At 72.5% G+C, this 26,913-nt stretch carries 25 protein-coding genes and 1 pseudogene; 14 read left to right on the top strand and 12 right to left on the bottom strand.

Features of this window, described 5'->3' with window-relative positions; genetic code table 11:
- Position 1: 1 nt before the first annotated feature.
- The gene (locus tag RM779_RS23695; RefSeq protein ID WP_311619758.1) at positions 2 to 832 is read left to right on the top strand and encodes a helix-turn-helix transcriptional regulator; all 831 of its coding nucleotides are present in this window, start codon (positions 2 to 4) and stop codon (positions 830 to 832) included.
- Positions 833 to 864: 32 nt separating this feature from the next.
- Here the strand turns inward: RM779_RS23695 and RM779_RS23690 are convergent, their stop codons facing one another.
- The 6 genes from RM779_RS23690 to RM779_RS23665 form a co-directional block, all read right to left on the bottom strand.
- Entirely contained in the window at positions 865 to 1,602 is a 738-nt protein-coding gene (locus tag RM779_RS23690; protein WP_311619757.1) for a GntR family transcriptional regulator, read from the bottom strand.
- A gap of 5 nt (positions 1,603 to 1,607) precedes the next feature.
- Positions 1,608 to 2,630, bottom strand: coding sequence for a Gfo/Idh/MocA family protein (locus RM779_RS23685; protein ID WP_311619756.1), 1,023 nt, complete (start codon positions 2,628 to 2,630; stop codon positions 1,608 to 1,610).
- Positions 2,631 to 2,759: 129 nt separating this feature from the next.
- Positions 2,760 to 3,647 (bottom strand): sugar phosphate isomerase/epimerase family protein, encoded by an 888-nt coding sequence (locus RM779_RS23680; RefSeq protein WP_311619755.1) that lies wholly within the window; start codon positions 3,645 to 3,647, stop codon positions 2,760 to 2,762.
- 7 nt (positions 3,648 to 3,654) lie between these two features.
- Entirely contained in the window at positions 3,655 to 4,521 is an 867-nt protein-coding gene (locus RM779_RS23675) for an ATP-binding cassette domain-containing protein (protein ID WP_311619754.1), read from the bottom strand.
- On the bottom strand, positions 4,518 to 5,483 hold the full coding sequence (locus RM779_RS23670) for an ABC transporter permease (protein WP_394813375.1): 966 nt from the start codon (positions 5,481 to 5,483) through the stop codon (positions 4,518 to 4,520). The genes RM779_RS23675 and RM779_RS23670 overlap by 4 nt, the downstream gene beginning before the upstream one ends.
- A gap of 50 nt (positions 5,484 to 5,533) precedes the next feature.
- The gene (locus RM779_RS23665) at positions 5,534 to 6,538 is read right to left on the bottom strand and encodes a sugar ABC transporter substrate-binding protein (protein ID WP_077061172.1); all 1,005 of its coding nucleotides are present in this window, start codon (positions 6,536 to 6,538) and stop codon (positions 5,534 to 5,536) included.
- Between the two features lie 153 nt (positions 6,539 to 6,691).
- Between RM779_RS23665 and iolC the strand changes: the two genes are divergently transcribed.
- The 5 genes from iolC to RM779_RS23640 all read left to right on the top strand — a co-directional run bounded on the left by iolC (position 6,692) and on the right by RM779_RS23640 (position 13,076).
- Positions 6,692 to 7,753 carry a 5-dehydro-2-deoxygluconokinase gene (iolC, locus tag RM779_RS23660; protein ID WP_311619752.1) on the top strand — a complete coding sequence of 354 codons (1,062 nt, stop codon included), beginning with the start codon at positions 6,692 to 6,694 and terminating at the stop codon, positions 7,751 to 7,753.
- Entirely contained in the window at positions 7,750 to 8,628 is an 879-nt protein-coding gene (locus RM779_RS23655; RefSeq protein ID WP_311619751.1) for a Cgl0159 family (beta/alpha)8-fold protein, read from the top strand. The genes iolC and RM779_RS23655 overlap by 4 nt, the downstream gene beginning before the upstream one ends.
- Positions 8,629 to 8,737: 109 nt before the next feature.
- Positions 8,738 to 9,643 (top strand): 5-deoxy-glucuronate isomerase, encoded by a 906-nt coding sequence (gene iolB, locus RM779_RS23650; RefSeq protein WP_311619750.1) that lies wholly within the window; start codon positions 8,738 to 8,740, stop codon positions 9,641 to 9,643.
- A 1-nt stretch (position 9,644) separates the two neighbouring features.
- The gene (iolD, locus tag RM779_RS23645) at positions 9,645 to 11,519 is read left to right on the top strand and encodes a 3D-(3,5/4)-trihydroxycyclohexane-1,2-dione acylhydrolase (decyclizing) (protein ID WP_311619749.1); all 1,875 of its coding nucleotides are present in this window, start codon (positions 9,645 to 9,647) and stop codon (positions 11,517 to 11,519) included.
- Between the two features lie 60 nt (positions 11,520 to 11,579).
- Positions 11,580 to 13,076, top strand: a complete 1,497-nt coding sequence (locus RM779_RS23640) for a CoA-acylating methylmalonate-semialdehyde dehydrogenase (protein ID WP_311619748.1) — start codon at positions 11,580 to 11,582, stop codon at positions 13,074 to 13,076.
- Between the two features lie 87 nt (positions 13,077 to 13,163).
- On the opposite strand, the gene RM779_RS23635 is transcribed toward RM779_RS23640, so the two are convergent.
- Positions 13,164 to 13,784, bottom strand: coding sequence for a DedA family protein (locus RM779_RS23635; protein ID WP_311619747.1), 621 nt, complete (start codon positions 13,782 to 13,784; stop codon positions 13,164 to 13,166).
- A 231-nt stretch (positions 13,785 to 14,015) separates the two neighbouring features.
- Between RM779_RS23635 and RM779_RS23630 the strand changes: the two genes are divergently transcribed.
- Positions 14,016 to 14,231 (top strand): heavy-metal-associated domain-containing protein, encoded by a 216-nt coding sequence (locus RM779_RS23630; RefSeq protein WP_077061166.1) that lies wholly within the window; start codon positions 14,016 to 14,018, stop codon positions 14,229 to 14,231.
- A gap of 258 nt (positions 14,232 to 14,489) precedes the next feature.
- On the opposite strand, the gene RM779_RS23625 is transcribed toward RM779_RS23630, so the two are convergent.
- On the bottom strand, positions 14,490 to 15,815 hold the full coding sequence (locus RM779_RS23625; protein ID WP_107485101.1) for a citrate synthase: 1,326 nt from the start codon (positions 15,813 to 15,815) through the stop codon (positions 14,490 to 14,492).
- 126 nt (positions 15,816 to 15,941) lie between these two features.
- On the bottom strand, positions 15,942 to 18,179 hold the full coding sequence (gene recD2, locus RM779_RS23620; protein ID WP_311619746.1) for an SF1B family DNA helicase RecD2: 2,238 nt from the start codon (positions 18,177 to 18,179) through the stop codon (positions 15,942 to 15,944).
- A gap of 357 nt (positions 18,180 to 18,536) precedes the next feature.
- Here recD2 and RM779_RS23615 point away from each other — a divergent pair, with 357 nt between their 5' ends.
- From RM779_RS23615 to RM779_RS23585, 7 genes are all read left to right on the top strand, one after another.
- Positions 18,537 to 20,630, top strand: coding sequence for a PEP/pyruvate-binding domain-containing protein (locus RM779_RS23615; protein WP_311619745.1), 2,094 nt, complete (start codon positions 18,537 to 18,539; stop codon positions 20,628 to 20,630).
- On the top strand, positions 20,627 to 21,580 hold the full coding sequence (locus RM779_RS23610; RefSeq protein WP_311619744.1) for a hypothetical protein: 954 nt from the start codon (positions 20,627 to 20,629) through the stop codon (positions 21,578 to 21,580). The genes RM779_RS23615 and RM779_RS23610 overlap by 4 nt, the downstream gene beginning before the upstream one ends.
- 55 nt (positions 21,581 to 21,635) lie before the next feature.
- Positions 21,636 to 22,541, top strand: a complete 906-nt coding sequence (ehuB, locus tag RM779_RS23605; protein ID WP_311619743.1) for an ectoine/hydroxyectoine ABC transporter substrate-binding protein EhuB — start codon at positions 21,636 to 21,638, stop codon at positions 22,539 to 22,541.
- A complete protein-coding gene (gene ehuC / locus RM779_RS23600) occupies positions 22,541 to 23,290 on the top strand; it encodes an ectoine/hydroxyectoine ABC transporter permease subunit EhuC (protein WP_394813373.1) in 750 nt (249 codons plus the stop codon). The genes ehuB and ehuC overlap by 1 nt, the downstream gene beginning before the upstream one ends.
- On the top strand, positions 23,287 to 23,940 hold the full coding sequence (gene ehuD / locus RM779_RS23595) for an ectoine/hydroxyectoine ABC transporter permease subunit EhuD (RefSeq protein ID WP_311619742.1): 654 nt from the start codon (positions 23,287 to 23,289) through the stop codon (positions 23,938 to 23,940). Before ehuC ends, ehuD begins: the two co-directional genes overlap by 4 nt.
- The gene (ehuA, locus tag RM779_RS23590; RefSeq protein WP_311619741.1) at positions 23,924 to 24,742 is read left to right on the top strand and encodes an ectoine/hydroxyectoine ABC transporter ATP-binding protein EhuA; all 819 of its coding nucleotides are present in this window, start codon (positions 23,924 to 23,926) and stop codon (positions 24,740 to 24,742) included. The genes ehuD and ehuA overlap by 17 nt, the downstream gene beginning before the upstream one ends.
- Positions 24,743 to 24,884: 142 nt before the next feature.
- Positions 24,885 to 25,643: an IclR family transcriptional regulator gene (locus RM779_RS23585; protein ID WP_311619740.1), complete on the top strand. Its 759-nt coding sequence runs from the start codon at positions 24,885 to 24,887 to the stop codon at positions 25,641 to 25,643.
- A gap of 46 nt (positions 25,644 to 25,689) precedes the next feature.
- Here the strand turns inward: RM779_RS23585 and RM779_RS23580 are convergent, their stop codons facing one another.
- The 3 genes and pseudogenes from RM779_RS23580 to RM779_RS23570 all read right to left on the bottom strand — a co-directional run bounded on the left by RM779_RS23580 (position 25,690) and on the right by RM779_RS23570 (position 26,806).
- The gene (locus RM779_RS23580) at positions 25,690 to 26,004 is read right to left on the bottom strand and encodes an antibiotic biosynthesis monooxygenase family protein (RefSeq protein WP_077061157.1); all 315 of its coding nucleotides are present in this window, start codon (positions 26,002 to 26,004) and stop codon (positions 25,690 to 25,692) included.
- Between the two features lie 91 nt (positions 26,005 to 26,095).
- The gene (locus RM779_RS23575) at positions 26,096 to 26,437 is read right to left on the bottom strand and encodes a helix-turn-helix domain-containing protein (protein ID WP_311619739.1); all 342 of its coding nucleotides are present in this window, start codon (positions 26,435 to 26,437) and stop codon (positions 26,096 to 26,098) included.
- Positions 26,437 to 26,806 (bottom strand): annotated as a pseudogene (locus RM779_RS23570) (type II toxin-antitoxin system RelE/ParE family toxin). The gene RM779_RS23575 and the pseudogene RM779_RS23570 overlap by 1 nt, the downstream one beginning before the upstream one ends.
- Positions 26,807 to 26,913 lie beyond the last annotated feature (107 nt).

Below are 26,913 nucleotides of genomic sequence, written 5' to 3'. Positions count from 1 at the left end.
CATGGACCGAACCGGACTCGCCGACTATCTGCGCCGCGCCCGCACCCGTCTCGCCCCCTGCGACGTGGGGCTGAACGCGGGTCCGCGACGGCGCACCCCGGGCCTGCGCCGTGAGGAGGTGGCGCACCTCGCCGGGATGTCCACGGACTACTACACGCGCCTGGAACAGCGCCGCGGCTCCCACCCGTCGCGGCAGATGCTCACCGCACTCGCCCGCGCCCTGCGGCTCACGGACGTCGAGCGCGACCACCTGTTCCACCTGGCCGGCGAGGAGCCGCCCCGGCGCGGCATCTCCTCGGACCACGTCCGCCCGGGACTGCTGCTGATCCTGGACCGGCTGCACGACCTCCCGGCATCAGTGCTGAGCGACTGGGGCGGGATGCTCGCGCAGAACGCCATGTCGGTGGCCCTGACCGGAGACCGCACCGGGACGAATCTCATTCGCCACTGGTTCCTGGTGCCGGGCGCACGGGACCTGGCCCCGCCCGAGAACCACGCGCAGCATGCCCGCGCGCACGTGGCGAGCCTGCGGACGGTCACCACGGCCCGCCCCGACGACCCGGGCCCGGCCGCCCTCGTGGCCGAACTCCGCGCCGCCTCTGCGGAGTTCGAGACGCTGTGGGCGGAGCACGACGTCGTGGTGCGCCGTCCGTCGCCGAAACGGTTCCTGCACCCGGTGGTCGGCGTCCTCGACCTCGACTGCGAGGTGCTGCTGAGCGACGGCCACAGCCAGCAGCTCGTCGTGCACTCGGCGCGGCCCGGCACGCAGACGTACGAGCGGCTCGAATTGCTGCGGATCGTCGGCCTCCAGGACCTGACCCCCAGCCGGTAGGACAGACACCGCTCCCGCGCGGTCACGCACGTTCAGGACCGGATGAGCAGTTGCAGCTCGAAGGTGTAGCGCGAAGCGCGGTACAGGTGGGTGCCGTACTCGACCGCGTGCCCCTGGTCGTCGAACGCGGTGCGCTGCATGCTCAGCAGCGGCGCGCCCGGCGGCTCCGTCAGCAGCGCCGCCTCCTCCTCGGTGGCCGCGCGGGCCCCGATCGACTGGCGGGCGCTGTGCAGCGTCGTACCGGCAGCCCGCAGCAGGCGGTACAGGCCGGTGGCCTCCAGATCCGGCCGCGAGGGCGCCGCGGCGGGCGGCGGCAGGTAGTTGCGGAGGAACGCTATCGGGTCCTCGTGCGTCAGGCGCAGCCGTTCTATCCGCTGCACGCCGGTGCCCTCGGCGATGCCGAGGGCAGCGGCCACCTCGGGCGGCGCGGGCAGCTGGGTCACATCCAGCACGCGCGTCGCAGGCCGCTGCCCCGCCGCCTCCAAGTCGTCGTACAGGCTGCTCAGTTCCAGTGGACGCTTGACCTGGCTGCGCACCACCTGGGTACCGATCCCGCGCCGGCGCACCACCAGCCCCTTGTCCACCAGCGCCTGGATGGCCTGCCGCACCGTGGGCCGGGACAGGCCGAGGCGGCCGGCGAGGTCGATCTCGTTGCCCAGCAGCGTCCCCGGCCGCAACTGGCCGTGCTCGATGGCGGCTTCGAGCTGCTGGGACAGCTGGAAGTACAGCGGCACCGGGCTGGTCCGGTCGATGCTGAACCTCACGTCCATCGGCGTCACCGTCCGTAGAAGGCGGGGCGTTCGATCATCTCCACCGGCACCCGCCGGCCCGTGCGCTGCGCCTCGATGCCCGCGGCGCAGGCGGCGACGGCGGCGTAGCCGTCCCACACGCCGGGCCCTGTGACCTCGTCGCGCCTGGCAGCGTCCACCCAGTCCTGGACCTCGCGGTCGTAGGCGTCGGCGAAGCGCGTGATGAAGTCGGGTGCGATGGCGCCGCCCCAGCGGCCCGCCGTGTTGGTGAGCAGGCCGTGGGCCTCCCCGATGCGGGCCGTGCCGTGCGCGCACACGGCTTCGGCCTGCACCTGGTAGCCGAAACCGGAGTTGACGAAGATCTCGACGTCCACCACCACGCCGCCGTCGGTCTCGAAGACGACGAACTGCGGGTCGCTGAGACCGGTGTCCGTGACGGACGCCGGGGTGGGGCGGTAGACGCGCACCGCGGTGATCTCCTCGCCGAGCAGCCAGCGGGCGGCGTCGAACTCGTGGGAGACGGAGTCGTTGATGAGCATCTCGTTGGTGAAGTACGGGTGGACCGACAGGTTGCGGTGACGGCAGTGCAGCATCAGGGGGCGGCCCAGGTCGCCGTCGGCGAGCAGCCGCGCGAGCTGGATGTACTCCGCATCGTAGCGGCGCATGAACCCGACCTGGATGCGGCGGCGGCCCAGCTTCCGCTCCGCCGCCAGCACCCGCAACGCCGCCTCGGCATCCGGGGTCAGTGGCTTCTCGCACAGCACCGGGAGGTCCCGTTCGAGCGCGGCGAGCAGCGCGGCCTCGTGCGCCGGGCCGGGCGAGGCGATGAGGACGGCGCCGACGCCGGGCGCGGCCATCGCCGCGACCGGGTCGGTGTGCACGGTGCAGCCCTCGATGCGGGCCGCCGCCGCGGCGGCCCGGTCGCGGTCCGGGTCGGCGACCGCGGCGACCCGCGCCCCGCTGATGACCTCCTCGATCCGGCGGACATGGTCGGCGCCCATCTTGCCGATGCCTATGACGGCTACGCCGAGTTGGGCGATGGTGCTCATGCGTACTGCTCCTCGTGCTCGGTACGTGCGCGATGCGTGCGCGATGTGGTGCAGGTGCCCGCGACCGGGACGGCGGGCAGTGAACGGCGGGCGGCGGACGGCGGACGGCGGACGGCGGGCAGTGGTGACCTAGGCGGAGTGGGATTTCAGGTACTGGCGGGTGCGGCGGGCGATCGGGAGGGGCTGGTCGGGCGGGCAGGGGTACATGTCCTGCTCGACGATGGCGAACAGCTCGACGCCCAGGCCGCGGGCCGCCGCCAGGATCGGCGGCAGTTCCGGGACCCCGTTCGGCGGCTCGGTCATGACGCCGCGCCGGACGGCGGTGCCGAACGGCAGCTGCTGGGCGGTCACTTCGGCGAGGATCGCGGGGTCGACCTGCTTGAGGTGCAGGTAGCCGATGCGTTCGCCGTAGGTCTCGATGAGGCGGAGGCTGTCGCCGCCGCAGTACGCGTAGTGCCCGGTGTCCAGGCACAGGCTGACGCTGTCCGCGTCCGTCGCGTCCAGGAAGCGGGTGACGGTCTCCTCGTCACCCACGTGCGTGTCGGCGTGCGGGTGGACGACCATGCGCAGGCCGAAGTCGTCGCGCAGCCGCTCCCCGAGACGCTCCGAGCCACTGATCAGGTTGGCGAACTGCTGCGGCCCGAGGCGGCCGGACTCCAGGCGTTCGCCGCTGGCCGGGTCGCGCCAGAACTCGGGTATGACGACGAGGTGTTCGCCGCCCGTGGCCCGGGTGAGGGCGGCGACCCGCCGCACCTCCTCCCAGGTCGCGTCCCACACGGCCGGGCCGCGGTGCAGCGCGGTGAACACGGTGCCCGCCGAGACGCGCAGCTCGCGGCGGGCCAACTCGTCGGCCAGCACGGCCGGGTCGGTGGGCAGATAGCCGAAGGGGCCCAGCTCGATCCACGGGTAGCCGGCCTCGGCCACCTCGTCCAGGAAACGGCTCCACGGCGTCTGCCGCGGGTCGTCGGGGAACCAGACGCCCCACGAGCAGGGGGCCGAGCCGACGCGAAGGGTCATCGCTGCCTCACTTCCTCTCCGTTGAGGTTGAGCGTTCACTCGCTTCCGGGAGCTGCCCGGTGTCCACGCCGGTGACACGCGCCAGTTCGTGCTTGAGGGCGGCCAGTTCGGCGCCGCCCGCCATGTGCAGGGTCAGCTCCTCCAGGGTCACCTCGGCGCGCGGCGCGCTCAGCTCCACCGTGCCGAGCCGCAGCACCGTGAAGTGGTCGCCGACCATGTAGGCGTGGTGCGGGTTGTGCGTGATGAACACGACGCCCAGGCCGCGTTCGCGGGCGGCGGCGATGTACTTGAGGACGACGCCCGACTGTTTGACGCCGAGCGCCGCGGTCGGCTCGTCCAGGATGAGGACCCGGGCGCCGAAGTGGACGGCGCGGGCGATGGCGACGGACTGCCGCTGTCCGCCGGAGAGCGAGCCGACCGGCTGCGAGAGGTCGTCGAGCGCGATGCCCATGGCGCGCAGCGCCTCGTCCGCGGTCCGCTTCATGCGGTCGATGTCGAGCCGTTTGAACGGGCCGCGCCCACGGGTGAGTTCGGAGCCGAGCCAGAAGTTTCGCCAGACCGGCATCAGGGTGACGGTGGCCAGGTCCTGGTAGACGGCGGCGATCCCGCGGGCCAGCGGCTCGCGCGGCGAGGACGGCCGCACCGGCTCGCCGTCGATGCGGAACTCGCCCTCGGTGTGCCGGTGCAGCCCGGTGACGATCTTGATGAGGGTGGACTTGCCCGCGCCGTTGTCGCCGAGCACGCAGGACACTTCGCCCGCGTTGACCGCCAGGTCGACGCCGTGCAGGGCGCGGATGGTGCCGTAGCTCTTGCCGATGCCGGTGAGCTGGACGAGGGGAACGGGAGGGACGAGGGGGGCGGCCTGCTCGGTCATGTCCTTCGCCTCCGGGTGGCCTGCTTGCGGACGTACAGGTTGAGGAGCGTGGCCAGCAGCAGCATCGCGCCGAGGAAGAACATGAACCAGTCCGGGTCCCAGTCGGCGTACACGATGCCCTGGGAGACCATGCCGAAGAGGAACGCGCCGATGACGGGCCCCGCGATGGAGCCGTAGCCACCGGTGAGCAGGCAGCCGCCGATGACCGCGGCCGCGATGTACAGCAGCTCGTTGCCGACGCCGCCACCCGACTGCATCGTGTTGAACGCGAACAGCTGGTGCATGCCGACGAACCAGGCGGCGAAGCCGACCAGCATGAACAGGCTGATCTTGACGAACGTCACGGGCACGCCGACCGCCCGCGCGCTGTCCTGGCTGCCGCCGACGGCGAAGATCCAGTTCCCGTAGGGCGTGCGCAGCAGCACCCAGGAGGCCAGCGCGGCGAAGCCGAGCCACCACAGCACGGTGATACGGATGTCGGTGCCGCCGATGCCGATGGTGGCCGAGAAAACGTTCCTGGCCTGGTCGAAGCCGTCCATGTCGCGGATGGAGTCGGTGGCGACATTGCCGGTGACGGCCTTGGTGATCGCCAGGTTGAGCCCCTGGAGCATCAGGAACGTGCCGAGCGTGACGAGGAAGCTGGGCAGCTTCGTGCGCACCAGCAGGAAGCCGTTGAACGCGCCGATGGCCAGCGACAGCGCGAGGGCGACCAGGACGCCCGACCAGACGTTCAGCGTGAACTGGAACGCGACCATGCTCGCGGTCAGCGCCGAGGACGTCACCGCGACGCCGGCCGACAGGTCGAACTCGCCGCCGATCATCAGCAGCGCCACGGCCAGGCCCATGATGCCCAGCGTCGAGGACTGGTACAGCACCGTCGACAGCGAGTCCAGCTGCCGGAAGGACGGGGCGACGGCCCAGAAGAGGACGTAGACGGCCAGCGCGCCGATCAGCGCGCCCATCTCCGGCCGGGACAGCGCCCGGCGCGGCAGCGAGGGCAGGGTGGCCGCGGTCACCGGGTGCCCCGCTCGGCGAACTCGGCGACCGCCTCGATGTTCTCGCCGTCGACGAACGCGGGCCCGGTGAGCACCGGTTCGGCGCCGCCGCCGCTGAAGTTGCCGTTGTTGTGGTAGAGCCACAGGCTGTCGATCGCCAAGTAGCCCTGGAGGTACGGCTGCTGGTCGACGGCGAACTCGACCTGGCCCTCCTCGATGGCCGGGACGATCTCGGTGTTGAGGTCGAACGTCGCGATCGTGGCCTCGCTGCCCGCGTCGGCGACCGCGTCCACGGCCGTCAGCGCGAACGGCGCGCCCAGCGCCACCACGTAGTCGACGGAGGAGTCCTGCCGCAGCTTCGCCTCGATGGTGGCGCGCACCGAGGGCATGTCGGCACCCTCGACGTACAGGATCTCCGTCTCGCCCTCGAAGGTTTCGGCGACGCCCGCGCAGCGCGCCTCGTGCCCCACGTTGCCCTGCTCGTGGATGACGCAGACATTGTGCTCGGCGCCCTCCTCGTTCAGCCGCTCGCCGAACGCCCGGCCGGAGACGGTCTCGTCCTGGCCGAAGAACGACAGCAGGCCCAGCTCCTGCCAGGCGTCCATGCCCGAGTTGAGGCCGACGACGGGGATGCCCGCGTCCGTGGCCGCCCGGATCGCCTCCGACAGGCCCTCGGGGTTGGCCAGGGAGACGGCGATGCCGTCCACGTCCTGGTCGATCGCGTTCTGGATGAGGTTGGCCTGCCCGGCGACCGCCGGATCGCTCGCGTAGATCAGCTCCGCGTTGCTCTTCTGCGCGCCGGCCTCGGCCCCCTTGCGGACGGTGTCCCAGAACGTGTCGCCCGGCGCGCCGTGCGTGATCAGCGCGACCTCCATGCGGGGCGTGTCCGCCTGCCCCGCGGCGGCCGCCTCCTCGGCGCGCTCCCTGGCGGCCTTGCCGCCGGAGCTGCTCGAACAGGCCGCCGTGAGCAGCAGCCCCGCCGCACAGGCGGCCGCGCAGGCGGCGCGATACACACGATTCATCGTCCGGTACCTCACTTCGGTGTGAGAGCTGGGGCCGTGGCGCGGATTCGGTAGTGCACGATGCGCAGCAAACTCCCCATCCGGCGAGCATGTCAATACTTTGTCCTGACAATACATTGACAGGCGCTCGTGCCGCGCCTACACCTGAGGGGTATGGCCGGACCGTTGGACCTCATCACCATGGGACGCATCGGCGTTGACATCTACCCGCTCCAGACCGGCGTGCCCCTGCCGCGCGTGGAGACTTTCGGGAAGTTCCTCGGCGGCTCCCCGACGAACGTGGCGGTCGCCGCCGCCCGCCTCGGCCGCGCGGCGGCCGTCATCAGCAGGACCGGGCAGGACCCGTTCGGCGAGTACTGCCACCAGGCGCTGCGCGAGTTCGGCGTGGACGACCGGTGGGTGACCGCCGTTCCCGGGCTGCCGACGCCCGTCACGTTCTGCGAGATCTTCCCGCCGGACGACTTCCCGCTGTACTTCTACCGGCTGCCGAAGGCGCCGGATCTGGTGATCAGACCCGAGGAACTTGACCTGCCCGCCATCGCGGCGGCCCGCGTCTTCTGGATCAGCGGCACGGGGCTGTGCGACGAGCCGAGCCGCGGCGCGACGCTGGCCGCGCTGCGGGCGCGCGCCGACGCGGGCCGCGGGGGCCGCGGGGGTCGCGCGCGGCAGGTCGCCACGGTCTTCGACCTCGACTGGCGGCCGATGTTCTGGCCCGAGGGCTCGCCCGACGCGGCGCGCGAGCACTACCGGGCCGCGCTGGCGCACGCCACCGTCGCGGTGGGCAACCTGGCGGAGTGCGCCGTCGCCACCGGCGCGACGGAGCCGCGCGCCTGCGCCGACGCGCTGCTCGCCGCCGGGGTTGAGCTGGCCGTCGTCAAACAGGGCCCGGCCGGAGTGCTGCTCGCACACCGCGACGGCACCACCGCGGAAGTGCCGCCGCACCCCGTGGAGGTGGTCAACGGGCTCGGCGCGGGCGACGCGTTCGGCGGGGCCCTGTGCCACGGGCTGCTCGCCGGCTGGCCGCCCGAGCGGCTCGCCCGGTACGCCAACGCGGCCGGCGCGCTCGTCGCGGGGCGCCTGGCCTGCTCCGCCGCCATGCCGTACGCCGACGAGGTGGACGCACTGCTCGCCGAGTCGGGCACCGAGTCGGGCGCCGAACCGGGCGCCGAACCGGGCACCGAGTCGGGCAACGCACCCCAGGGGAGCCCTTCGTGACCATCAGCGTCTCCGACCTCGTCACCGTGCGCAGCCGCCACCCCGAGGCGATAGCCGAGGCCGCCGCCCGGCGGGCGCGCCGCCCGCTGCTGGGCGAACGCGGCCGGCTGCTGATCATCGCCGCCGACCACCCGGCGCGCGGCGCGCTGGCCGTCGGCGGCCGGAAGATGGCCATGGGCAACCGGCTCGACCTGCTGGAACGGCTGACGCTCGCGCTGTCGCGGCCCGGCGTCGACGGGGTGCTCGCCACCGCGGACGTGCTGGACGACCTGCTGCTGCTCGGCGCCCTGGAGCACAAGGTGGTCATCGGCTCGATGAACCGCGGCGGCCTCGCCGGGGCCGCGTTCGAGCTGGACGACCGGTTCACCGGCCACCGCCCCCGCGACATCGAACGGCTGGGCTTCGACGCGGGCAAACTGCTGCTGCGCATCGACTACTCGGACGCCGGTTCGCTGGCCACCCTCGACGCGGCGGCCCGCGCGGTCGACGAGATGGCCCGGCGGCGGCTGCCCGTGTTCGTCGAGCCGTTCCTGTGCCGCCGCGTCGAGGGCAAGGTCACCAGCGACCTCGGTGCCGAGGCCGTCGCCACCTCCCTCGCCATCGCCTCCGGGCTCGGCGGCACCTCCGCCTACACCTGGCTGAAGGTGCCGGTCGGCCCCGATCCGGCGGCGACGGAACGGGCCCTGGCCGCCTCGACCCTGCCGGCCGTACTGCTCGGCGGCGAGGTGACCGGCGACCAGGAGGCCACGTACGGCAGGTGGCGCGCCGCGCTGCGCCTGCCCACCGTCCGCGGCCTGGTCGTGGGCCGCACGCTCCTCTACCCGCCCGACGGGGACGTGGCACGAGCCGTGGACACCGCCGCGGGGCTGCTGTGAGCCGGCGGACCGGCCCGCCCGCGCACCTGCCCCCGGCGGCCACGGCCCGTACGCGTCGTTCCCCCGCCGCCTGCCGTCCACTGACCGACTGCCGTGAGGACGTGACCCGTTGACTCCACGCATCCGAACCGCCGACCGTGGCCATCTGCCCGCCGGCTCCGCCGCGGCCGGACCCTACGCCCTGGAGGTCTCGCCGGAGAGCGCCGGCTGGACGCACTCCTCGCTGCGCGTGCTGCCGCTGGCTCCCGGCGGCCGGCACACGTTCGCCACCGGTGACAGCGAGTGGATCGTGCTGCCGCTGTCCGGCTCCTGCACCGTCGCCAGCGGCGGCGAGACATTCGAACTGCGGGGCCGCGGCGGCGTGTTCGCCGCCGTCTCCGACTTCGCGTACGTGCCGCGCGACGCCGAGGCAACGCTGGTCTCGGCGGCAGGCGGCAGGTTCGCCCTGGCCGGGGCGCGCTGCACCCGCCGCCTGCCCGCCCGCTACGGGCCCGCGGACAGCGTGCCGGTGGAGCTGCGCGGCGCGGGCGGCTGCTCCCGCCAGGTCAACAACTTCGCCGCCGCCGGGGTGTTCGAGGCCGACCGGCTGATCGCCGTCGAGGTGCTGACGCCCGGCGGCAACTGGTCCTCCTACCCGCCGCACAAACACGATCAGCCGCGGCCGGGCGAGGAGTCGGTCCTTGAGGAGATCTACTACTACGAGATCGCGGACGCGCCCGCCCAGCCGACCGCCGAGGGCGTCGGCTACCAGCGCGTGACGCCCTCCGGGCACGGCACCGGGACGGACATCCTGGCCGAAGTGCGCACCGGCGACGCGGTGCTCATCCCCGACGGCTGGCACGGCCCGTCCATCGCCGCGCCGGGACACGACATGTACTACCTCAACGTCATGGCGGGCCCGGGCGCCGAGCGCGACTGGCTGATCAGCGACCACCCCGACCACGCCTGGATCAGGGACCGCTGGCGCGAGGAAACGACCGACCCCAGGCTGCCCTTCTACCGGCCGGGGGCGTGACATGACGGCTCACCTGACCGTGGCGCAGGCCCTGGTCCGCTTCCTCGCCCGCCAGTACACCGAACGTGACGGCCGGCGGCACCGGCTGATCGAGTCCTGCTGGGGCATCTTCGGACACGGCAACGTGGCGGGCATCGGCCAGGCCCTCGTGCAGAGCGGCCACGCCCCGGGGGCCGAACTGCCGTTCCACCAGGGCCGGAACGAGCAGGCGATGGTGCACGCGGCCGTCGGTTTCGCGCGGCAGCGGAACCGGCTCTCGGCCCAGGCCGTCACCACCTCCATCGGCCCGGGCGCCACCAATCTCGTCACCGGCGCCGCGCTCGCCACCGTCAACCGGCTGCCCGTGCTGCTGCTCCCGGGCGACACGTTCGCCACCAGGCCCGCGGACCCCGTGCTCCAGCAGCTCGAACACCCGGGCGCGGGCGACGTGTCGGTGAACGACGCGCTGCGGCCGGTCAGCCGCTGGTTCGACCGGGTGCACCGTCCCGAGGCGCTGATCCCGGCCGCGCTCCAGGCGATGCGGGTGCTCGCCGACCCGGCCGCCACCGGCGCCGTCACGCTGGCGCTGCCGCAGGACGTGCAGGCCGAAGCGCACGACTGGCCGGAGGAGTTCTTCGCCGTGCGGGTCTGGCCGGTGCCGCGCCCGGCGCCCGACCCGGCCGCGCTCGCCGCCGCCGCGCACGCGGTGCGGGCGGCCCGCAGGCCGCTGCTCGTGGCGGGCGGCGGCGTGCACCACAGCGAGGCCGAGGACGCGCTGCGGGCACTGGCCGACGCCACCGGCATCCCGGTGGCCACCACGCAGGCCGGCAAGGGCGCCCTGCGCCACGACCACCCCTGCGAGGTGGGCGGCATCGGCCACACCGGCACCGCGGTCGCCGACGAACTGGCCCGCCGCGCCGATCTGGTGATCGGCGTGGGCACCCGCTGGACGGACTTCACCACCGCGTCCGGCACGCTGTTCGCCGCGCGGGACGTCCGTTTCGTCAACCTCGCCATCGACGGCCACGACGCGCACAAGATGGGCGGCCTGCCGCTGGTCGCCGACGCGCGCGCCGGCCTCGCCGCCCTGACCGAGGCGCTGGCCGGGTACCGGGTGGACGAGGCGTACGCGGCGGAGTACGCGGCCGGGAAGAAGCGCTGGCAATCGGTCACGCGCGCCGCGTTCACCCCGCACGCCGAGAGCGCACGCCCCACCCAGACCCAGGTGATCGGCGCGCTGGACGCCCTCGTCGAGGACACGGACGTCGTCATCAACGCGGCCGGCTCCATGCCGGGCGACCTGCACAAACTGTGGCGTGCCAGGTCCCCGCGCCAGTACCACCTGGAGTACGGCTACTCCTGCATGGGCTACGAGATCCCCGCCGCGATCGGCGTGGCCCTGGCCGCGCCCACCCGCACCGTGTGGGCGCTGGTCGGCGACGGCACCTACCTGATGATGCCGACCGAGCTGGTCACGGCCGTCCAGGAGGGCATCCCCATCAAGCTGGTGCTGGTCCAGAACCACGGCTACGCCTCCATCGGCGGCCTGTCCGAGGCGACGGGCGCGGAGGGCTTCGGCACCGCCTACCGCTACCGCGCGGCCGACGGCACCTACACCGGCGACCCGCTGCCGGTCGACCTGGCGGCGAACGCCGCCTCGCTCGGCCTGACCGTCTTCCGCGCCGCGACCAGTGCGGAGCTGCGCGGCGCGCTGGCCGCGGCGCGCGCCGCGCAGGGGCCCGCCTGCGTCTACGTTGAGACCGATCCGGCGCCCACCGCGCCGCCTGCCGCGGCGTGGTGGGACGTGCCGGTCGCGGCGACCGCCGCCCGGCCGGCCGCCCGCAGGGCCCGCGCCGCGTACGAACGCCACGCCGCCACCCGCCGCCGCCACCTGTGACCACCGCCACCTGTGACCACCGGCATCCGTGACCACCGGCATCCCGAAAGAGGGCAACGCATGAGGACCATCGGCCACTTCGTCGACAATGAGCCCGTCGCGGGCGCCTCGGGCCGCTTCGGGCCCGTGTGGGACCCGGCCACGGGCGAGCAGTCGGGGCGCGTCGCGCTCGCCTCCGCCGCCGAGGTCGACACGGCCGTCGCCGCGGCGGCGCGGGCCGCCCGTTCCTGGGGCACGGCCTCGCTGGCGCGGCGCACCTCGCTGCTGTTCCGCTACCGCGAGCTGCTGACGGCCCGCCGGGAGGAGCTGGCCGCGCTGATCACCGCGGAGCACGGCAAGGTGCCGGGGGACGCGCTGGGGGAGGTGGCGCGCGGCCTGGAGATCGTGGAGCTGGCGTGCGGCATCACGCAGCAGCTGAAGGGCGAACTGTCCACGGAGGCGTCCACCGGGGTGGACGTCGCGTCGTTCCGCGCACCGCTGGGCGTGGTCGCCGGGATCACGCCGTTCAACTTCCCCGCGATGGTGCCGCTGTGGATGTTCCCGGTGGCCGTCGCCTGCGGGAACGCGTTCGTGCTGAAGCCGAGCGAGAAGGACCCCTCGGCGGCGCTGCGGCTCGCGGAGCTGGCCGCGGAGGCCGGGTTCCCGCCCGGCGTGCTCAATGTCGTCAACGGCGACCGGGAGGCCGTCGACCGGCTGCTGGCCCACCCGGACGTGGCCGCGGTGAGCTTCGTCGGCTCCACGCCGGTGGCCCGCGCCGTGCAGCAGGGCGCGGTCGCGCACGGCAAGCGCGTCCAGGCGCTCGGCGGCGCGAAGAACCACATGCTGGTCCTGCCGGACGCCGACCTCGACATGGCCGCGGACAGCGCGATCGGCGCCGCGTACGGTTCCGCGGGCGAACGCTGCATGGCCGTCTCGGTGGTGGTGGCGGTCGGCGACGACACCGCGGACGCGCTGGTCGCCCGGCTCGCGACGCGGGCCGCCGCGGTGCGCATCGGCCCCGGCACGGACCCGGACGCGGAGATGGGGCCGCTGATCACGGCCGAGCACAGGGACCGGGTCGCGGCCTACGTCCGCGGCGCGGCCGACCAGGGCGCGGAGGTCGTGCTGGACGGAACGGGGTACGCGGTGCCGGGCCACGAGGCGGGCTTCTTCCTCGGGGTCTCCCTGCTCGACCGCGTGACGCGGGAGATGGACGCCTACCGGGACGAGATCTTCGGCCCCGTGCTGTGCGTGGTGCGCGCCGCGTCCTACGAGGAGGGGCTGGAGCTGATCAACTCATCGCCGTGGGGCAACGGTTCCGCCGTGTTCACCCGCGACGGGGGCGCGGCCCGGCGCTTCCAACTGGACGTCGAGACGGGCATGGTCGGGGTGAACGTGCCGATCCCCGTGCCGGTGGGCTACCACTCCTTCGGTGGCTGGAAGGCATCCCTGTTCGGCGAGCACCACATCTACGGCCCCGACGGCGTGCGGTTCTTCACCCGCGGAAAGGTGGTCACCACCCGCTGGCCCGAACCGGCGGACAGCGGCGTCAGCCTGGGCTTCCCCCGCAACCACTAGGTGTATTGACCCGCGTTAACAACGTCGCGGGTCAATACACCTAGGTGCACCCGCAGGGTTGTTCACGCGGCTGATGGGGGGTTGTCCTCAGGGAGTGGGTGTCACGCCGCCAGGGCCGTCGCGGCCGGTCGCGCTGAGGCCGCCGCCCCGCGCCGGGCGGGCGGCGCGGCTCAGCAGTTGCGCGACGCCCGCGACGACCAGGGACACGCCCCAGCCGATGAGCATGGCGGACCAGGTACTGCCCAGCGCCGAGCCGCCCCAGTACCCGAGGGCGACGCTGTAGGAGGCCCACACCGCCTCGGCGATGCCGGCGCCCAGCAGGTAACGGGGCGCCCCGTAGCGGACCAGGGCGGCGGTGAGCCCGCCGATGAGCCGGCCGCTCGGCACGAATCTGACGCCGATGACGAACGGCAGCCCGTGGGCGTGTATGCGGTCCGCGGTCCAGGTGAGCGCCGCCTTGCGCCGCGGGGTGCGGTCCAGCCAGGCGTGGGCCCGGCGGCTGCCGATCCGGCCGAGGCCGTAGACCGCCGCGTCGCCCGCGAGGGCGCTGCCCGCCACGACGAGCAGCACGAGGATCAGACTGAGGTCCCCCGCCTCCGCGAGCGCGCCGGCGGAGGCGATGAGTGCCGCGTTCGGCACCAGCGGGGGGAACGTGGTGAGCGCGAGCATGCCGTACATCCACAGCGTGCCGTCCATGCCGTCACTCATTCCCTCCCCGCGGGGCGCCGTGACACCCGCCTCAACCTGTCAGTAAAAGCTGACACGTTGGCATCTCAACGCGAAAGGGTGTTTCCGGCATTCCCGGGGCGGCCCCGGGTCTCCCCTAAGGGCCCGCGGGGGGCACCCCGAGAGCACCCGGACCGCTGGCCCCTATACCCCAAGGGGGTATACACTCGGCGGCACGCGAGGCCACCGGACGAGCAAGGAGAGACACACATCATGAGCACGATCACGTACAAGGTTTCCGGCATGACCTGCGGCCACTGCGAAGGCGCGGTCAAGCAGGAGGTCGCGGGGCTCCCCGGCGTCACCGGGGTGACGGCCGCCGCGGGCACGGGCCTGGTCACCGTGACGGCCGAGGCGCCGCTCGACGACGACGCGGTGCGGGCGGCCGTCGACGAGGCCGGATACGAACTTGTCGGACGCGCCGAGTAGTTCGCCGCAGAGCGGGCAGACGACAGACGGGCGAACGACAGAGCAGGCGAACGAGAACGGAAAAGCGCCCCGCCGGCGGGTCCCCCCACAGGGCCCGGCGCGGGGCGCTTCCTGCCGTTCGTTCAGAGCGTCCCCCCACGGGACCCCGGTCGAACGGCCGTCGGCGTGAATCCAGCCGAATCCGCGCCAACGTCGACCGGTTAGACCCACGACTCCATCAAAGGTTGCACACCAGTTGATGTGACCTGCGTCACACCCTCATCGCTGCTCGACCGGCCGGTAGTCGCGCTCGGCGACACCGGTGTAGATCTGCCGCGGACGGCCGATCCTGGTGGTCGGGTCGGTGATCATCTCGTGCCACTGGGCGATCCAGCCCGGCAGCCGGCCCATCGCGAACAGCACGGTGAACATGCTGGTCGGGAAGCCCATCGCCCGGTAGATCAGACCCGTGTAGAAGTCCACGTTCGGGTACAGGTTGCGCGAGACGAAGTAGTCGTCGCTGAGGGCGTGCTCCTCCAGGCGGAGCGCGATGTCCAGCAGCTCGTCCGATTTGCCGAGCGCAGAAAGGACGTCGTGCGCCGCCGCCTTGATGATCTTCGCCCGCGGGTCGAAGCTCTTGTAGACGCGGTGCCCGAAGCCCATCAGGCGGACACCCTGCTCCTTGTTCTTCACCTTGCGGATGAAGCTGTCGACGTCGCCGCCCTGCCGCTGGATGTCCTCCAGCATCTCCAGGACCGCCGCGTTCGCCCCGCCGTGCAGCGGACCCCAGAGCGCGTTGATGCCCGCGGAGATGGAGACGAACAGGTTGGCCTGGGAGGAGCCGACGATCCGCACGGTGGACGCCGAACAATTCTGCTCGTGGTCCGCGTGCAGGATCAGCAGCTTGTCCAGCGCGTTCGTCACGACCGGGTTGACGTCGTACTCGGCGGCCGGCACCGAGAACGTCATCCGCAGGAAGTTCTCCACGTAACCGAGGTCGTTGCGCGGGTAGACGATGGGGTGCCCCATCGCCTTCTTGTACGCGTAGGCCGCGATCGTCGGCAGCTTGGCGAGCAGCCGGATCGTGGAGATGTGCCGCTGCCGCTCGTCGAACGGATTGTGGCTGTCCTGGTAGAACGTCGACAGCGCGCTCACCACGGAGGTCAGCATCGCCATCGGGTGGGCGTCCGAGGGGAAGCCGTCGAAGAAGCGCTTCACGTCCTCATGAAGCAGCGTGTGCTGGGTGATCTCGTCGCGGAACGTCGCCAGCTCGTCCACCGTCGGCAGCTCGCCGTTGATCAGGAGGTAGGCCGTCTCCAGGAACGTGCCGTGCTCCGCCACCTGCTCGATCGGGTAACCCCGGTACCGGAGAATCCCCTGTTCCCCGTCGAGGTAGGTGACGGCCGAGGTGCAACCGGCCGTGTTGCCGTAACCGGAATCCAGGGTCACCAGACCGGTCTGCGCCCGCAGCTTGCCGATGTCGAAGCCCCGGTCGCCGACCGAGCTGTTCACCAGCGGGTAGCGATACTCGTCGCCGCCGTGCCGCACTACTACTGCATCGTCTGCATTGTCGCCGTAGCGGTTTTCGCTCACGTCATCCCTCACCGACGTAGTGCCTCTTCTTCGAGGTGCCCTGACTCCCTCCACTGTCCCCCATCTGGCGCCAGGATGTGCACTCGGGGTCGGCCATTGGGCCATTTTCTGGCACGGGGTGCCGCGAAAATCAGGGCATCAGGGAACTATCGCCCCGGACAGCCGCGCGTCGAGCGCCGTGCACCGGCGCCCCGCGGAAACGTTGCGCACCGCCTGCCCCAGCGCGCGCCGGGACCCCACCAGCACGACGAGGCGCTTGGCGCGCGTCACCGCCGTGTACAGCAGGTTGCGCTGGAGCATCATCCATGCGCTCGTCGTCACCGGCACGACCACGCACGGATACTCACTGCCCTGCGAACGGTGGATCGTGACGGCATAGGCGTGGGCCAGCTCGTCCAGCTCCGCGAAGTCGTACGCCACCTCCTCGTCCTCGTCCGTGCGCACGGTCAGCGACTGGTCCACCTCGTCCAGGGCAGTCACGACGCCGACCGTGCCGTTGAACACCCCGTTCGCGCCCTTGTCGTAGTTGTTACGGATCTGCGTGACCTTGTCTCCCACCCGGAAGACCCGCCCGCCGAAGCGCTTCTCCGCCAGCCCCGGCCTGGCCGGGGTGACGGCCTGCTGGAGCAGCCCGTTGAGCACGCCCGCACCCGCGGGACCGCGGTGCATCGGGGCGAGCACCTGCACGTCACGCCGCGGATCGAGACCGAATCTGGCCGGGATTCTGCGGGCCGCCACGTCCACGGTGAGCCGGCCCGCCTCCTCGGTGTCGTCCTCCACGAAGAGGAAGAAGTCCGCCAGGCCCTGCGTCACCGGCGGCAGGCCCGAATTGATCCGGTGCGCGTTCGTCACCACGCCGGACTGCTGCGCCTGCCGGAAGATCTTGGTCAGCCGCACCGCGGGCACCGGGCTGCCGGGCGCGAGCAGATCCCGCAGCACCTCCCCCGCGCCGACCGAGGGCAGCTGGTCCACATCCCCCACCAGCAGCAGGTGCGCGCCCGGCGCCACCGCCTTCACCAGCTTGTTGGCCAGCAGCAGGTCCAGCATCGACGCCTCGTCCACCACCACCAGGTCCGCGTCGAGCGGCCGCTCCCTGTCGTAGGCCGCGTCCCCGCCCGGCTTCAGCTCCAGCAGGCGGTGCACCGTGGACGCCTCGGCGCCCGTCAACTCCGACAGCCGCTTGGCCGCCCGGCCCGTCGGGGCGGCCAGCACCACCTTGGCGCGCTTGGCGCGCGCCAGCTCCACCACGGACCGCACGGTGAACGACTTGCCGCAGCCGGGGCCGCCGGTCAGCACCGCCACCTTCTCCGTCAGCGCGAGCCGGACGGCCTGCTCCTGCTCCTCGGCCAGCTCGGCGCCCGTCTGCCGGGCCAGCCAGCCGAGCGCCTTCGCCCAGTCCACGTCCCCGAACGCCGAGAGCCGGTCCCCCTCCGCGCCGAGCAGCCGCCGCACCTGCCCGGCCAGGGACAGCTCCGCGCGGTGGAACGGCACCAGGTAGACCGCCGTGACCGACTCCTCGGCGCCCTCCGGGTCCGGCACCCGCTCGCGCACCACGCCCCCGCCCCCGGCCTCGCCGTCCGGCTCGGCGGCCAGCTCGCCCAGGCAGTCGATCACCAGGCCCGTGTCCACCTGGAGCAGCTTCACCGCGTCCGAGATCAGCCGCTCCTCGGGCAGGTAGCAGTGCCCCTGGTCGGTCGCCTGCGAAAGCGCGTACGCCAGACCGGCCTTGACCCGGTCGGGGCTGTCGTGCGGAATGCCGACCGCCCGCGCGATCCGGTCCGCGGTCAGGAAGCCGATGCCCCACACATCGGCGGCCAGCCGGTACGGCTGGTTCTTCACGACGGAGATCGACGCGTCGCCGTACTTCTTGTAGATCCGCACGGCGATGGAGGTGGAGACCTCCACGCTCTGCAGGAAGACCATCACCTCCTTGATGGCCTTCTGCTCCTCCCAGGCCCCGGCGATCAGCGCCGTCCGCTTGGGGCCGAGCCCCGGCACCGCGATCAGCTTGCTCGCGTCCTCCTCGATCACGTCGAGCGTCTCCGTGCCGAAGTGGTCCACGATGCGCTCGGCCGTTTTCGGACCGATTCCCTTGATCAGCCCCGAGCCCAGATAGCGGCGGATGCCCTGGACGGTGGCCGGCAGCACCGTCGTGTAGTTCTCCACGGTGAACTGGCGCCCGTACTGCGGATGGGAACCCCAACGGCCCTGCATGCGCAGGGACTCCCCCACCTGCGCGCCGAGCAGCGAGCCGACCACGGTCAGCAGCTCACCGCCGCCGTGCCCGGTGTCGACGCGCGCCACCGTGTAGCCGTTCTCCTCATTGGCATAGGTGATGCGCTCAAGGACGCCCTCGACCACCGCGCTCTGCGACATGGCCCCGACGTTAGCGCCGCCCACCGACATGCGGGGGGCGCAGGGGGGTGCGGAGCGGGAGCGCACCGAAGGGCCTGCCCCCCGCCAGGCCCTTCGCTCCCCTCCTCACCTCCATACGACCCGTCGCGCCTCCATTCGGTTGCACCGCGGTGCACAACTCCCTGCGATCCGCCGCATGCATATGCACAGGGCCGGTGACGGTCCGCGACAGCGACAGCGACAGCGACATCGAGATCGACATCGACATCGGCAGCGACACCCATTGGCCGAATTTCTGACACATCCCGTTTTGCTGTCAGGCACCGGCGCTTTCCCGGCGTCTCCCTTCAGGGCCGCAGGGATTGCAGGAGGCGGGCGATGCGCACATCAGACATCGAAGTCCACGACGACGCTCCGCTCGGCACGTTGGCGGACGTCGCCCTCGCACTGAACGACCCGCGCGCCACGCGCGCGGAGCTCACGGGAAACAAGGCCGCGGCCCTCGCCAGGGCCGCCGGCGCCCGGCTGCCGGTGCTGCCGGGCTTCGTGGTCCTGCCGGCGGGCACCGCCCACCGAGGCCGCGATCTGCACGAGTGCTGGCGGGAGTTGAGCGACGAGGGGCGCACGCCGCTGGTCGTGCGTTCCTCCTCGGCTGCGGAGGACACCGCGGACTCCTCCATGGCCGGCCGGTTCGCCTCCGTGCTCGACGTACGCGGCTGGGACGCGTTCCGCGAGGCCCTGCACACCGTACGGGCCTCGGGCGAAGGCCACTTGGCCGTCCTGGTCCAGCCGCTGCTGCGCTCGCGGGTCGGCGGCGTGCTGTTCGGCGCCGACCCGGTCGCGGGCCGCACCGACCGGCTGCGCCTGAGCGCCGTGCCCGGCGGCCCTGACCGCCTGGTCGGCGGCGCGCTGCCCGGCACCGACCTCACGCTCACCCCGCACGGCCGCCCGGTCGCCGCCCCCGGCACCGCGGGCGGGCCGCTGCTCACCGGCGCGGAACTGCGGCGCCTCGCCGCGCTGGCGCGGCGCGCGCGGCGCCTGTTCGGCGGGCCGCAGGACATCGAGTTCGGCTTCGCGGAACGCGGCGGCCGGCTCTGGCTGTTCCAGTCCCGGCCCATCACGGCGATGGCCGCGCGCCCTCCGCGCGGCGCCCGGCTGCTCGGCCCCGGGCCGATCGCCGAAACCCTGCCGGGCGTGCTGCGCCCGCTGGAGGAGGACCTGTGGGTCGTGCCGATGGCGCACGGCCTGGCCACCGCGCTCGACCTGGCCGGGGCCGCGCCCCGCCGCACGCTGCGCGGCGTGCCCGCGGTGACCACCGTGAACGGCCGGGCCGTGGCCGACCTGGCGCTGCTCGGCCTGGTGCCGCCGCGCCGCGGGCTCGTGGCCTGGCTCAACCCGGGCCCGCCGCTGCGGCGGCTGCGCGCCGCCTGGCGCGTGGGCCGGCTGCGGGTCGTCCTGCCGCAGCTGGCGACCGCACTCCAGGCGGACGTGGACCGGCAGCTCGCCGAGGCCCCCGCGCCCGCGGGGCTCACGCCCGCGGCGCTGGTGTCCGCGCTGCGCTGGTCGCGGGCCACGCTGGTCGCCCTGCACGCCCAGGAGGCGCTCGCGGGCGCGCTCCTCGCCGAGGACCGGCCCGGCGGCGGGGCCGCCGCGGGCCTCGCCGCCCTGCACTACGGGCGGGCCGAGGGGCTGACCGACGCCCAGCTGACGGCCGCGCGGCCCGAGGTCCTGGCGCTGGTGCCACCCAGCCTGACCGAGCCGCTGCGGCTGCCCGCCCGCGGCGCCGCCGGGACCGGGCCCGGCACCGGCACCCTCGGCACCCGGGAGGCGCTGCGGCTGCGTATCCGGTGGGTGCACGCCTTCCAGGTGGCGGTGGTCCGGGAGGCCGCGGTGCGCAGCGTCGGGGCGGAACGGATGGCGCTGTTGCGCTGGCCCGAGCTGCTGTCCGTGGCCCGTGGCGGCCCGCTGCCCGCCGACCTGGCGCAGCGCCGCCCGCCGCGGGACGGGCCGCCGCTGCCCGACGCGTTCCGGCTGGGCGAGGGCGGCGTCGTGATCGCCCTGCCCGCGGCCGGACCGCAGGCAGGGCAGGGCGTCTCCGGCGGCCGGGTGCTCGGCGTGGCCTGGGACGGCACGGGCGAGCCGCCGCGGGACGCGGTGCTCGTGACGCGCACCCTGGACCCGGCGCTGGCGCCGCTGCTGCCCCGGCTCGCGGGGCTCGTGGCGCAGACCGGCAGTCCGCTGTCCCATCTTGCGCTGCTGGCCCGGGAGTTGAGGCTTGCCGTGGTCACGGGGACGGCGGGCGCGGTGGACCGTTTCCCGCCGGGAACGCCGGTGCTGCTCGACGGCGCCACCGGCGAGGTCACGGCGACAGGCCAGGCGGCGGACGCGGCGACGGACGCGGCGGCGGACGCGGCGACCGGCTCGACGGCGGCGGACGCGGCGACCGGCTCGACGGCGGAGGTGCGGCCGTGAGAACCGCGCGCCTGGCCGCGTACGCCTTCGGCGGCGCCGCGGCGCTGGGCGCCGCGGTCTACCTGGTGATCTACCTCTACCGCTGGCAATGGCAGCGCACGCTGATCTGCGGCGTGCTGCTGCTCATCGTCGAGGTGCTGCTGCTCGGCCTCGCCGCGCTGGACCGGCTGGGGCGGCTGGAAGCCCGGATGCGGGACGGCGACCGGCGGCAGGAGGAGATCCTCGCGCAGCTGCGCGCGGCGGACCGCGCGGCGGACCGCGCGGCCGAGGCGGGACGGCGGCCGGTCGCGGGCGGGCCGCGGTTCGCCTGGCTGGACGGCGACCACAGCCGCACGTTCGTGTTCGTTCCGGTGCTCATGGTGACCGGCGTGGTGTTGTCCGGCCTCGCCTGGGTAGTGGAACGCATCGCCCGCGCCACCGTGCGCCCCACCGCACGCCGGCGCCTCGCCGGTCGCCTCGCGCCGCTGGCGGCGCCGCCGGGCGGGCCGTGGGCCGGCGAGGACCCGCCGGAGCTGCCGCCGCGCCCCGGCCTCGGCGCCGGGCCGCCGCGCCGCAGGCTGCTGCGCGCCGGGGCGGCGGCGGTGGCCGTCGCCCTGGCCGCGGGGCTGTTCCTCGGCCTGTCCGCGATGACCGCCACCAAACCGCCGGAGCGCGGCGGCGACACGGCCACCTCGGTGCTGTTCACCGTGGACGGCCGGGGCGTCGACGGGCGCCGCGCCGCCCTCGCCGCGCACCAGGTCTGGGAACGCTGCCGGGACGCCACCGCGGTGCCGCTGCTCCGGGCCGGGCTCGCCGAGCTGGACGACGGCCTGTACGCCGCGACCGTTCACCCCTCGCTCAGCGCGCACGACGAGCACCGCCTGCTCGGCTGTCTCCAGGACACCACCGTCGACCGCGCCCGGCTCAGCGTGCTCGGCACCGGCGCGGTCAACGCCGCGGACGCCCCTTGAGAGAGGGCCCAAAAGGAGCCGCATACATCCGGCGAGTCTGGGTAGCCGCGCGGCCATGGCTCCACCAGAGAGAAAGTATCCGACATACACACGAAGAGCCGGAGGGGTCAGCCGCCGTTCGCTTCTCGCGGGGGCTGCGGCTCTGGGCGCGCTCGGGGCGGCCGGCTGCAGCCGGGTCGCCGCCGAGGGCACGGTCGAGGGGGGTGATCTGCTGGAGCGGCTGCGTGACCGCGGCAGCGTCAAGGTCGGCATCGCCAACGAACCGCCGTTCGGCTACATCGACGACGAGGGCGAGGCAACAGGCCAGGCGCCGGCCATCGCCAAGGTGATCTTCCCGAAGCTCGGCGTGGACAACATCATCCCGGTATCAGTCGATTTCAGCGCGTTGATTCCCGGGCTGAAGGCGCAGCAGTTCGACGTGGTGTCCGCCGGCATGTTCATCAATCCGACCCGCTGCGCCCAGGTGCTGTTCGCGGACCCGGACTACCTGATGCTGGACGCGTTCATCGTGGAGGCGGGCAACCCCGAGAACATCACCTCCTACGAGGACGTCGCCGAACGGGGGCTCCGGCTCGCCACCGGCCAGGCATACGCCGAGATCGCATACGCCGAGGACGCGGGCATCGACGACCTGCTGATCCTCCCCGACCAGGTGGCCGGCCTCGAAGCCGTCGCGCAGGGCCGCGTCCACGCGTTCGCCGGCACCAACGTCACCGTCAAGGGCGCGGTCGAGGGCAACAACCGGGTGGAGGCCACCGAGCCGTTCCAGCCGACCCTCGGCGGGGAGCCCGCGTTCGGCGCGGGCGGCTTCGCGTTCCGCCAGACGGAGAAGAACCTCAGGGACGCCTTCAACGAGGAACTGCACCGGCTCAAGGACAGCGGAGAACTGCTGGACATCGTCGCCCCGTTCGGCTTCACCGAGCAGGAGATGACGGATCTCACGGCAGAGGAGCTTTGCTGATGATGACCGAAGGGATGTTCAGCAACTACTTCCTGCCGGGTATCTGGATCACCATTCAGGTCACCGTCTTCAGCGCCCTGCTCGCCGTGGTCGTCGCCTTCATCATCGGCACGTTGCGCACCTCCCGGCTGTGGATCGTGCGCTTCCTGTCCGGCATCTACTTCGAGCTGTTCCGCGGCACGTCGTCCCTGGTCCTGATGTTCTGGCTGGTGTTCGCCGTCCCCCTGATGTTCCGGTGGCAGTTCGTCCCGATGTACGCGGGCGTGCTGGCCCTGGGGCTGACGTACGGGGCCTACGGCTCCGAAGTGGTGCGCGGCGCGCTCGCCGCCGTACCGGCCGCCCAGCGCGAAGCGGGAGTCGCGCTGGGCTTCACCAAGTTCCAGCGGCTGCGGCGCATCGAGATTCCGCAGGCGTGGCCCGAGATGGTGCCGCCGTTCAACAACCTGCTGATCGAGCTGCTCAAGGGCACCGCGCTGGTGTCCACCATCATGGTCGCCGACATGACCTACGCGGCGAACCTGGTCCGCATCGGAAGCAACGAGAGCGCCCCGGTGTACACCCTGCTGCTGGTGCTCTACTTCGTCTTCGCGTTCGTCCTGACCCGCGGGATGCGTGTGCTGGAACGGCACGCCAAATCCCGCATCGGCCAGGCCCCGCCGCGCGGCGGCGGCCTGTGGTCGCGGCTCACGCTGCGGTCGAACGCCGGTGAGGGCACCGGCGCACTGACGGCGGGGGGCACGAGCCGATGACCTGGGACTGGAACGTCGTCGACGACTTCATGCCGCGGTTCTGGGACGGGGTGCTGCTCACCCTCCAGGCCCTGATCCTCGGCAGCCTCATCGCCTTCAGCCTCGGCCTGGTGTGGGCCATCGCGCAGCGCTCGCGGTTCGCCGCGATCCGCTGGCCGGTCAACATCATCACGGAGTTCATCCGCAACACGCCGCTGCTGGTGCAGCTCTTCTTCCTCTACTACGTGGTGCCGGAGTGGGGCCCGTCCCTGACGTCGCTGACGACCGGGATCATCGGCCTCGGCCTGCACTACTCGACGTACACCGCCGAGGTGTACCGGGCCGGCATCGGCGGTGTGCCGGGCGGCCAGTGGGAGGCGGCCACCGCGCTGAGCCTCCCGCGCAGCCGCACCTGGGCCGCGGTGATCCTGCCGCAGGCCATCCGCCGGGTGGTGCCCGCACTGGGCAACTACGTCATCGCGATGCTGAAGGACTCCCCGCTGATCGCCATCATCGGGGCGCTGGAGATGTTCGGAGAGGCCGAAAGCTTCAGCAACGAAACGTTCACGTTCGAGGCATACACGATCGTCGGCATCGCCTTCATCCTCATCGCCTACCCGGCCTCTCTGCTCATCCGCCTTCTGGAGCGTCGTCTTGCCATCACCAGCTGACATCCCGAGAGACAGCAACTCCGCCAGCCGCGCCAACGGCGCCGAACTGGTCCGCTTCGACAAGGTCACCAAGCGCTTCGGCGACGTGACCGTCCTCGACCAGCTCGACTTCTCCGTCGACACCGGAAAACACGTCACCCTGATCGGGCCCTCCGGCTCCGGCAAGACCACCATCCTGCGGCTGCTCATGACGCTGCTCACGCCCGACGAGGGCACGATCAAGGTGGACGGGGACTACCTCAACCACGAGGAGCGGAACGGCACGCTGGCCAAGGCCGGCGAAAAGCACGTCCGCGAGGTGCGCAAGAAGATCGGCATGGTCTTCCAGCAGTTCAACCTCTTCCCCAACATGAAGGTGCTGCGCAACGTCACCGAGGCGCCGGTGCACGTCCTCGGCATGTCCAAGGACGAGGCGGATCAGCGGGCCAGGGAACTGATCGAGCTGGTCGGCCTCTCCGAACAGCTCGACAAGTACCCCAGCCAGCTCTCCGGCGGCCAGCAGCAGCGCGTGGCCATCGCCCGCGCGCTGGCGATGCGCCCGCAGGTGCTGCTGCTCGACGAGGTCACCTCGGCACTCGACCCCGAACTCGTCGCCGGTGTACTCGACGTGCTGCGCGACATCGCGCACACCACGGACATCACCATGCTCGTCGTCACCCACGAGATGAGCTTCGCCCGCGACATCTCGGACGCGGTGCTCATGTTCGACAAGGGAAAGATCGTCGAGTCCGGGCCGCCGGACAAGATGTTCAGCGAGCCGGAACACGAAAGGACACGGGAGTTCCTGAGCACGGTGCTGTAACGGACGCGGGGCGGCCCGCGCGGCTCGTCGCGGACCACACCGGACCACACCGGACCGCGCCAACCCGCCGCCCCGCAACGCCGCCTGTCGCTAGGCTGGTTCCATCCGCTGCCCACGTGGAGGCGAGCAGGAGGAGGACGAATTGGCGACCACGTCCGGGCGGACCGCCCCGTTGCAGTCCGTGCGCCAGGCTCTGCGGCTGCTGGAGGCCATCGCGAGCCGGCCCGACGGCATGTCCGAGGAGGAGCTGGCCCGGCGCTCGGGCCTGCCGCCCGCGGACCTGCCCGAGCTGCTCGGCCTGCTGTGCCGCGACGGCTACCTCAGACGGCTCACCGACGGCGGATACGCCGCGGGACAGACCCTGCTCGCCCTCGGCTCCGCCGAGGAGCGGCGGGAGGTCCGGCAGCGGAAGCTCCAGGCCGCACTCGACGCGCTGCGCGACTCCATCGGCGCCGCGATCTACCTGGCCAGGTACACCGACGGCGAGCTGATCGTCACCCACACCTCGGACACCCCGCAGACGCCGCTGGTCAACGAGTGGGTGGACTTCCGTTCCGCCGCCCACGCCACCGCGATCGGCAAGTGCCTGCTCGGCCAGCTCGACCACGACGGACGGCAGGACCACCTCACCCGCCACCGCGCCGCCCGGCTCACCTCCCGCACGATCACCGACCGGCGGACGCTCCTCAGCTCCCTGGACCGGCAGCCGGCGAGCATGCCGGTCCTCGACCTCCAGGAGTACGCCGTCGGCACCCTGTGCGCCGCCGTCCCCCTGACCGCCGGCTCGTCCGTCGCGTGCCTGGCCCTCTCCCTGCCCGTCGGCCAGGCCCACCGGCTCCGCCGCGCCGCCGAATCCCTCAACTGCCAGGCGGCACCGACCCTGCTCTCCCTCGCGCTGTAGCGAAAGCGAGCAGCGGGCCACGGGCAGCGGGCCACGGGCAGCGGGGTCAGCCCGCCGCCCGTGGCCCGGCCTGCTGCACCACCTCGAACGACCACAGCTCGGCCCCCGACGCCGCCGGCCGGCCGCCACCACCCCGGTGCGCGTCCCGCATCGGCCCGTTGAGCCAGTTCTGGAAGTCCTCCTCGCTGCGCCAGCGCGTGTACACGAGGTAGGTGTCGATCCCCTCGACCGGCCGCAGCAGCTCGAACCACTCGAACCCGTCCTGCCCCTCGACCGCCCCGGCCCGCGCCCCGAACCGCTCCTCCAGCACCTCCCGCTGCTCCTCGGGAACCGTCAGCACATTGATCTTCACCACGGACACGGGACACCACCTCGCCCACGACGGAGGCCGGACTTCCCGGCCAGATGCGAGCAGTCTGCTACATCGCCCACCCGCGGCCGTGGCGCGGGTGTCAGCCGACGACGTACGACTCGTCACCGAAGTCGGCGACGATCTTCAGCTTGCCGCCGAGCGCCTGCACGTAGGCCGCGAGGGTCTCCACCTCGCTGCGCTCGACCTGCCCCTTTTCGATGCGGGACACCCGTGCCTGGGTGACGCCCATCGCCTTGGCGACTTCCACCTGCGTGGTGTGCTGGCGCTTCCGCAACTCGGCGAGCCGGTGCACGCGGGAAGCGGTGATCATCGCCTGGGCTCCGCGGTCGATCTCGTCCTTCTCCGCGGTGGTGAAGCCGAACTCCTCGCTCAGCGTCTCCCAGGAGACGGCCTGCGGGTCCTTCGAGTGGTCCGGTGCCATCACGCCTCGTCCTCTCCCTCGATGCGTTTCAGGTGATCTGCGTATGCCTCTTCGGCCCGCGGTACGGCCTCCCGGTACCAACCGGACCAGTTGCCCGCCTTATCGCCACCGACCAGGATGACCGCCTGCCGGAAGGGATCGAAGACGAACAGCAGCCGAACCTCGCTGGAGCCAGCCAGGGCGCAACTCCTTGAGGTTCGGCAGACGCGACCCCTTGATCGTGTCCACGAGGGGCCGCCCGAGGGCGGGCCCCTCTTCCTGCAACGCCGTGATCACCTTGCTGACCTGTATCAACGTGGACCGATCGGTGCGCCGGAGAGCGTGCAGCCACGACAGGGCCGGCTCGACGACGACGATCTCCCACGGCATGCGGCACCTTCGCTTCCCACCAGCACACTATTACACAGCCAGCATACAACATGAGCATTATGTATCGCTCTGCCGACGGACACCCGGGAACAGGCCGAACAGTTGGG

It is taken from the genome of Streptomyces johnsoniae (assembly GCF_031845565.1).
Lineage (GTDB): Bacteria > Actinomycetota > Actinomycetes > Streptomycetales > Streptomycetaceae > Streptomyces > Streptomyces johnsoniae.
This window is presented reverse-complemented; position numbering and strand designations above follow the sequence as displayed.

What these genes read in the sequence shown, in the direction of transcription:
- RM779_RS23695 (WP_311619758.1), top strand. Translation starts at nt 2, where the DNA reads ATGGACCGAACCGGACTCGCCGACTATCTGCGCCGCGCCCGCACCCGT.
- RM779_RS23690 (WP_311619757.1), bottom strand. Translation starts at nt 1,602, where the DNA reads ATGGACGTGAGGTTCAGCATCGACCGGACCAGCCCGGTGCCGCTGTAC.
- RM779_RS23685 (WP_311619756.1), bottom strand. Translation starts at nt 2,630, where the DNA reads ATGAGCACCATCGCCCAACTCGGCGTAGCCGTCATAGGCATCGGCAAG.
- RM779_RS23680 (WP_311619755.1), bottom strand. Translation starts at nt 3,647, where the DNA reads ATGACCCTTCGCGTCGGCTCGGCCCCCTGCTCGTGGGGCGTCTGGTTC.
- RM779_RS23675 (WP_311619754.1), bottom strand. Translation starts at nt 4,521, where the DNA reads ATGACCGAGCAGGCCGCCCCCCTCGTCCCTCCCGTTCCCCTCGTCCAG.
- RM779_RS23670 (WP_394813375.1), bottom strand. Translation starts at nt 5,483, where the DNA reads ATGGGCGCGCTGATCGGCGCGCTGGCCGTCTACGTCCTCTTCTGGGCC.
- RM779_RS23665 (WP_077061172.1), bottom strand. Translation starts at nt 6,538, where the DNA reads ATGAATCGTGTGTATCGCGCCGCCTGCGCGGCCGCCTGTGCGGCGGGG.
- iolC (WP_311619752.1), top strand. Translation starts at nt 6,692, where the DNA reads ATGGCCGGACCGTTGGACCTCATCACCATGGGACGCATCGGCGTTGAC.
- iolD (WP_311619749.1), top strand. Translation starts at nt 9,645, where the DNA reads ATGACGGCTCACCTGACCGTGGCGCAGGCCCTGGTCCGCTTCCTCGCC.
- RM779_RS23640 (WP_311619748.1), top strand. Translation starts at nt 11,580, where the DNA reads ATGAGGACCATCGGCCACTTCGTCGACAATGAGCCCGTCGCGGGCGCC.
- RM779_RS23635 (WP_311619747.1), bottom strand. Translation starts at nt 13,784, where the DNA reads ATGAGTGACGGCATGGACGGCACGCTGTGGATGTACGGCATGCTCGCG.
- RM779_RS23630 (WP_077061166.1), top strand. Translation starts at nt 14,016, where the DNA reads ATGAGCACGATCACGTACAAGGTTTCCGGCATGACCTGCGGCCACTGC.
- recD2 (WP_311619746.1), bottom strand. Translation starts at nt 18,179, where the DNA reads ATGTCGCAGAGCGCGGTGGTCGAGGGCGTCCTTGAGCGCATCACCTAT.
- RM779_RS23615 (WP_311619745.1), top strand. Translation starts at nt 18,537, where the DNA reads ATGCGCACATCAGACATCGAAGTCCACGACGACGCTCCGCTCGGCACG.
- ehuB (WP_311619743.1), top strand. Translation starts at nt 21,636, where the DNA reads ATGGCTCCACCAGAGAGAAAGTATCCGACATACACACGAAGAGCCGGA.
- ehuC (WP_394813373.1), top strand. Translation starts at nt 22,541, where the DNA reads ATGATGACCGAAGGGATGTTCAGCAACTACTTCCTGCCGGGTATCTGG.
- ehuD (WP_311619742.1), top strand. Translation starts at nt 23,287, where the DNA reads ATGACCTGGGACTGGAACGTCGTCGACGACTTCATGCCGCGGTTCTGG.
- RM779_RS23575 (WP_311619739.1), bottom strand. Translation starts at nt 26,437, where the DNA reads ATGGCACCGGACCACTCGAAGGACCCGCAGGCCGTCTCCTGGGAGACG.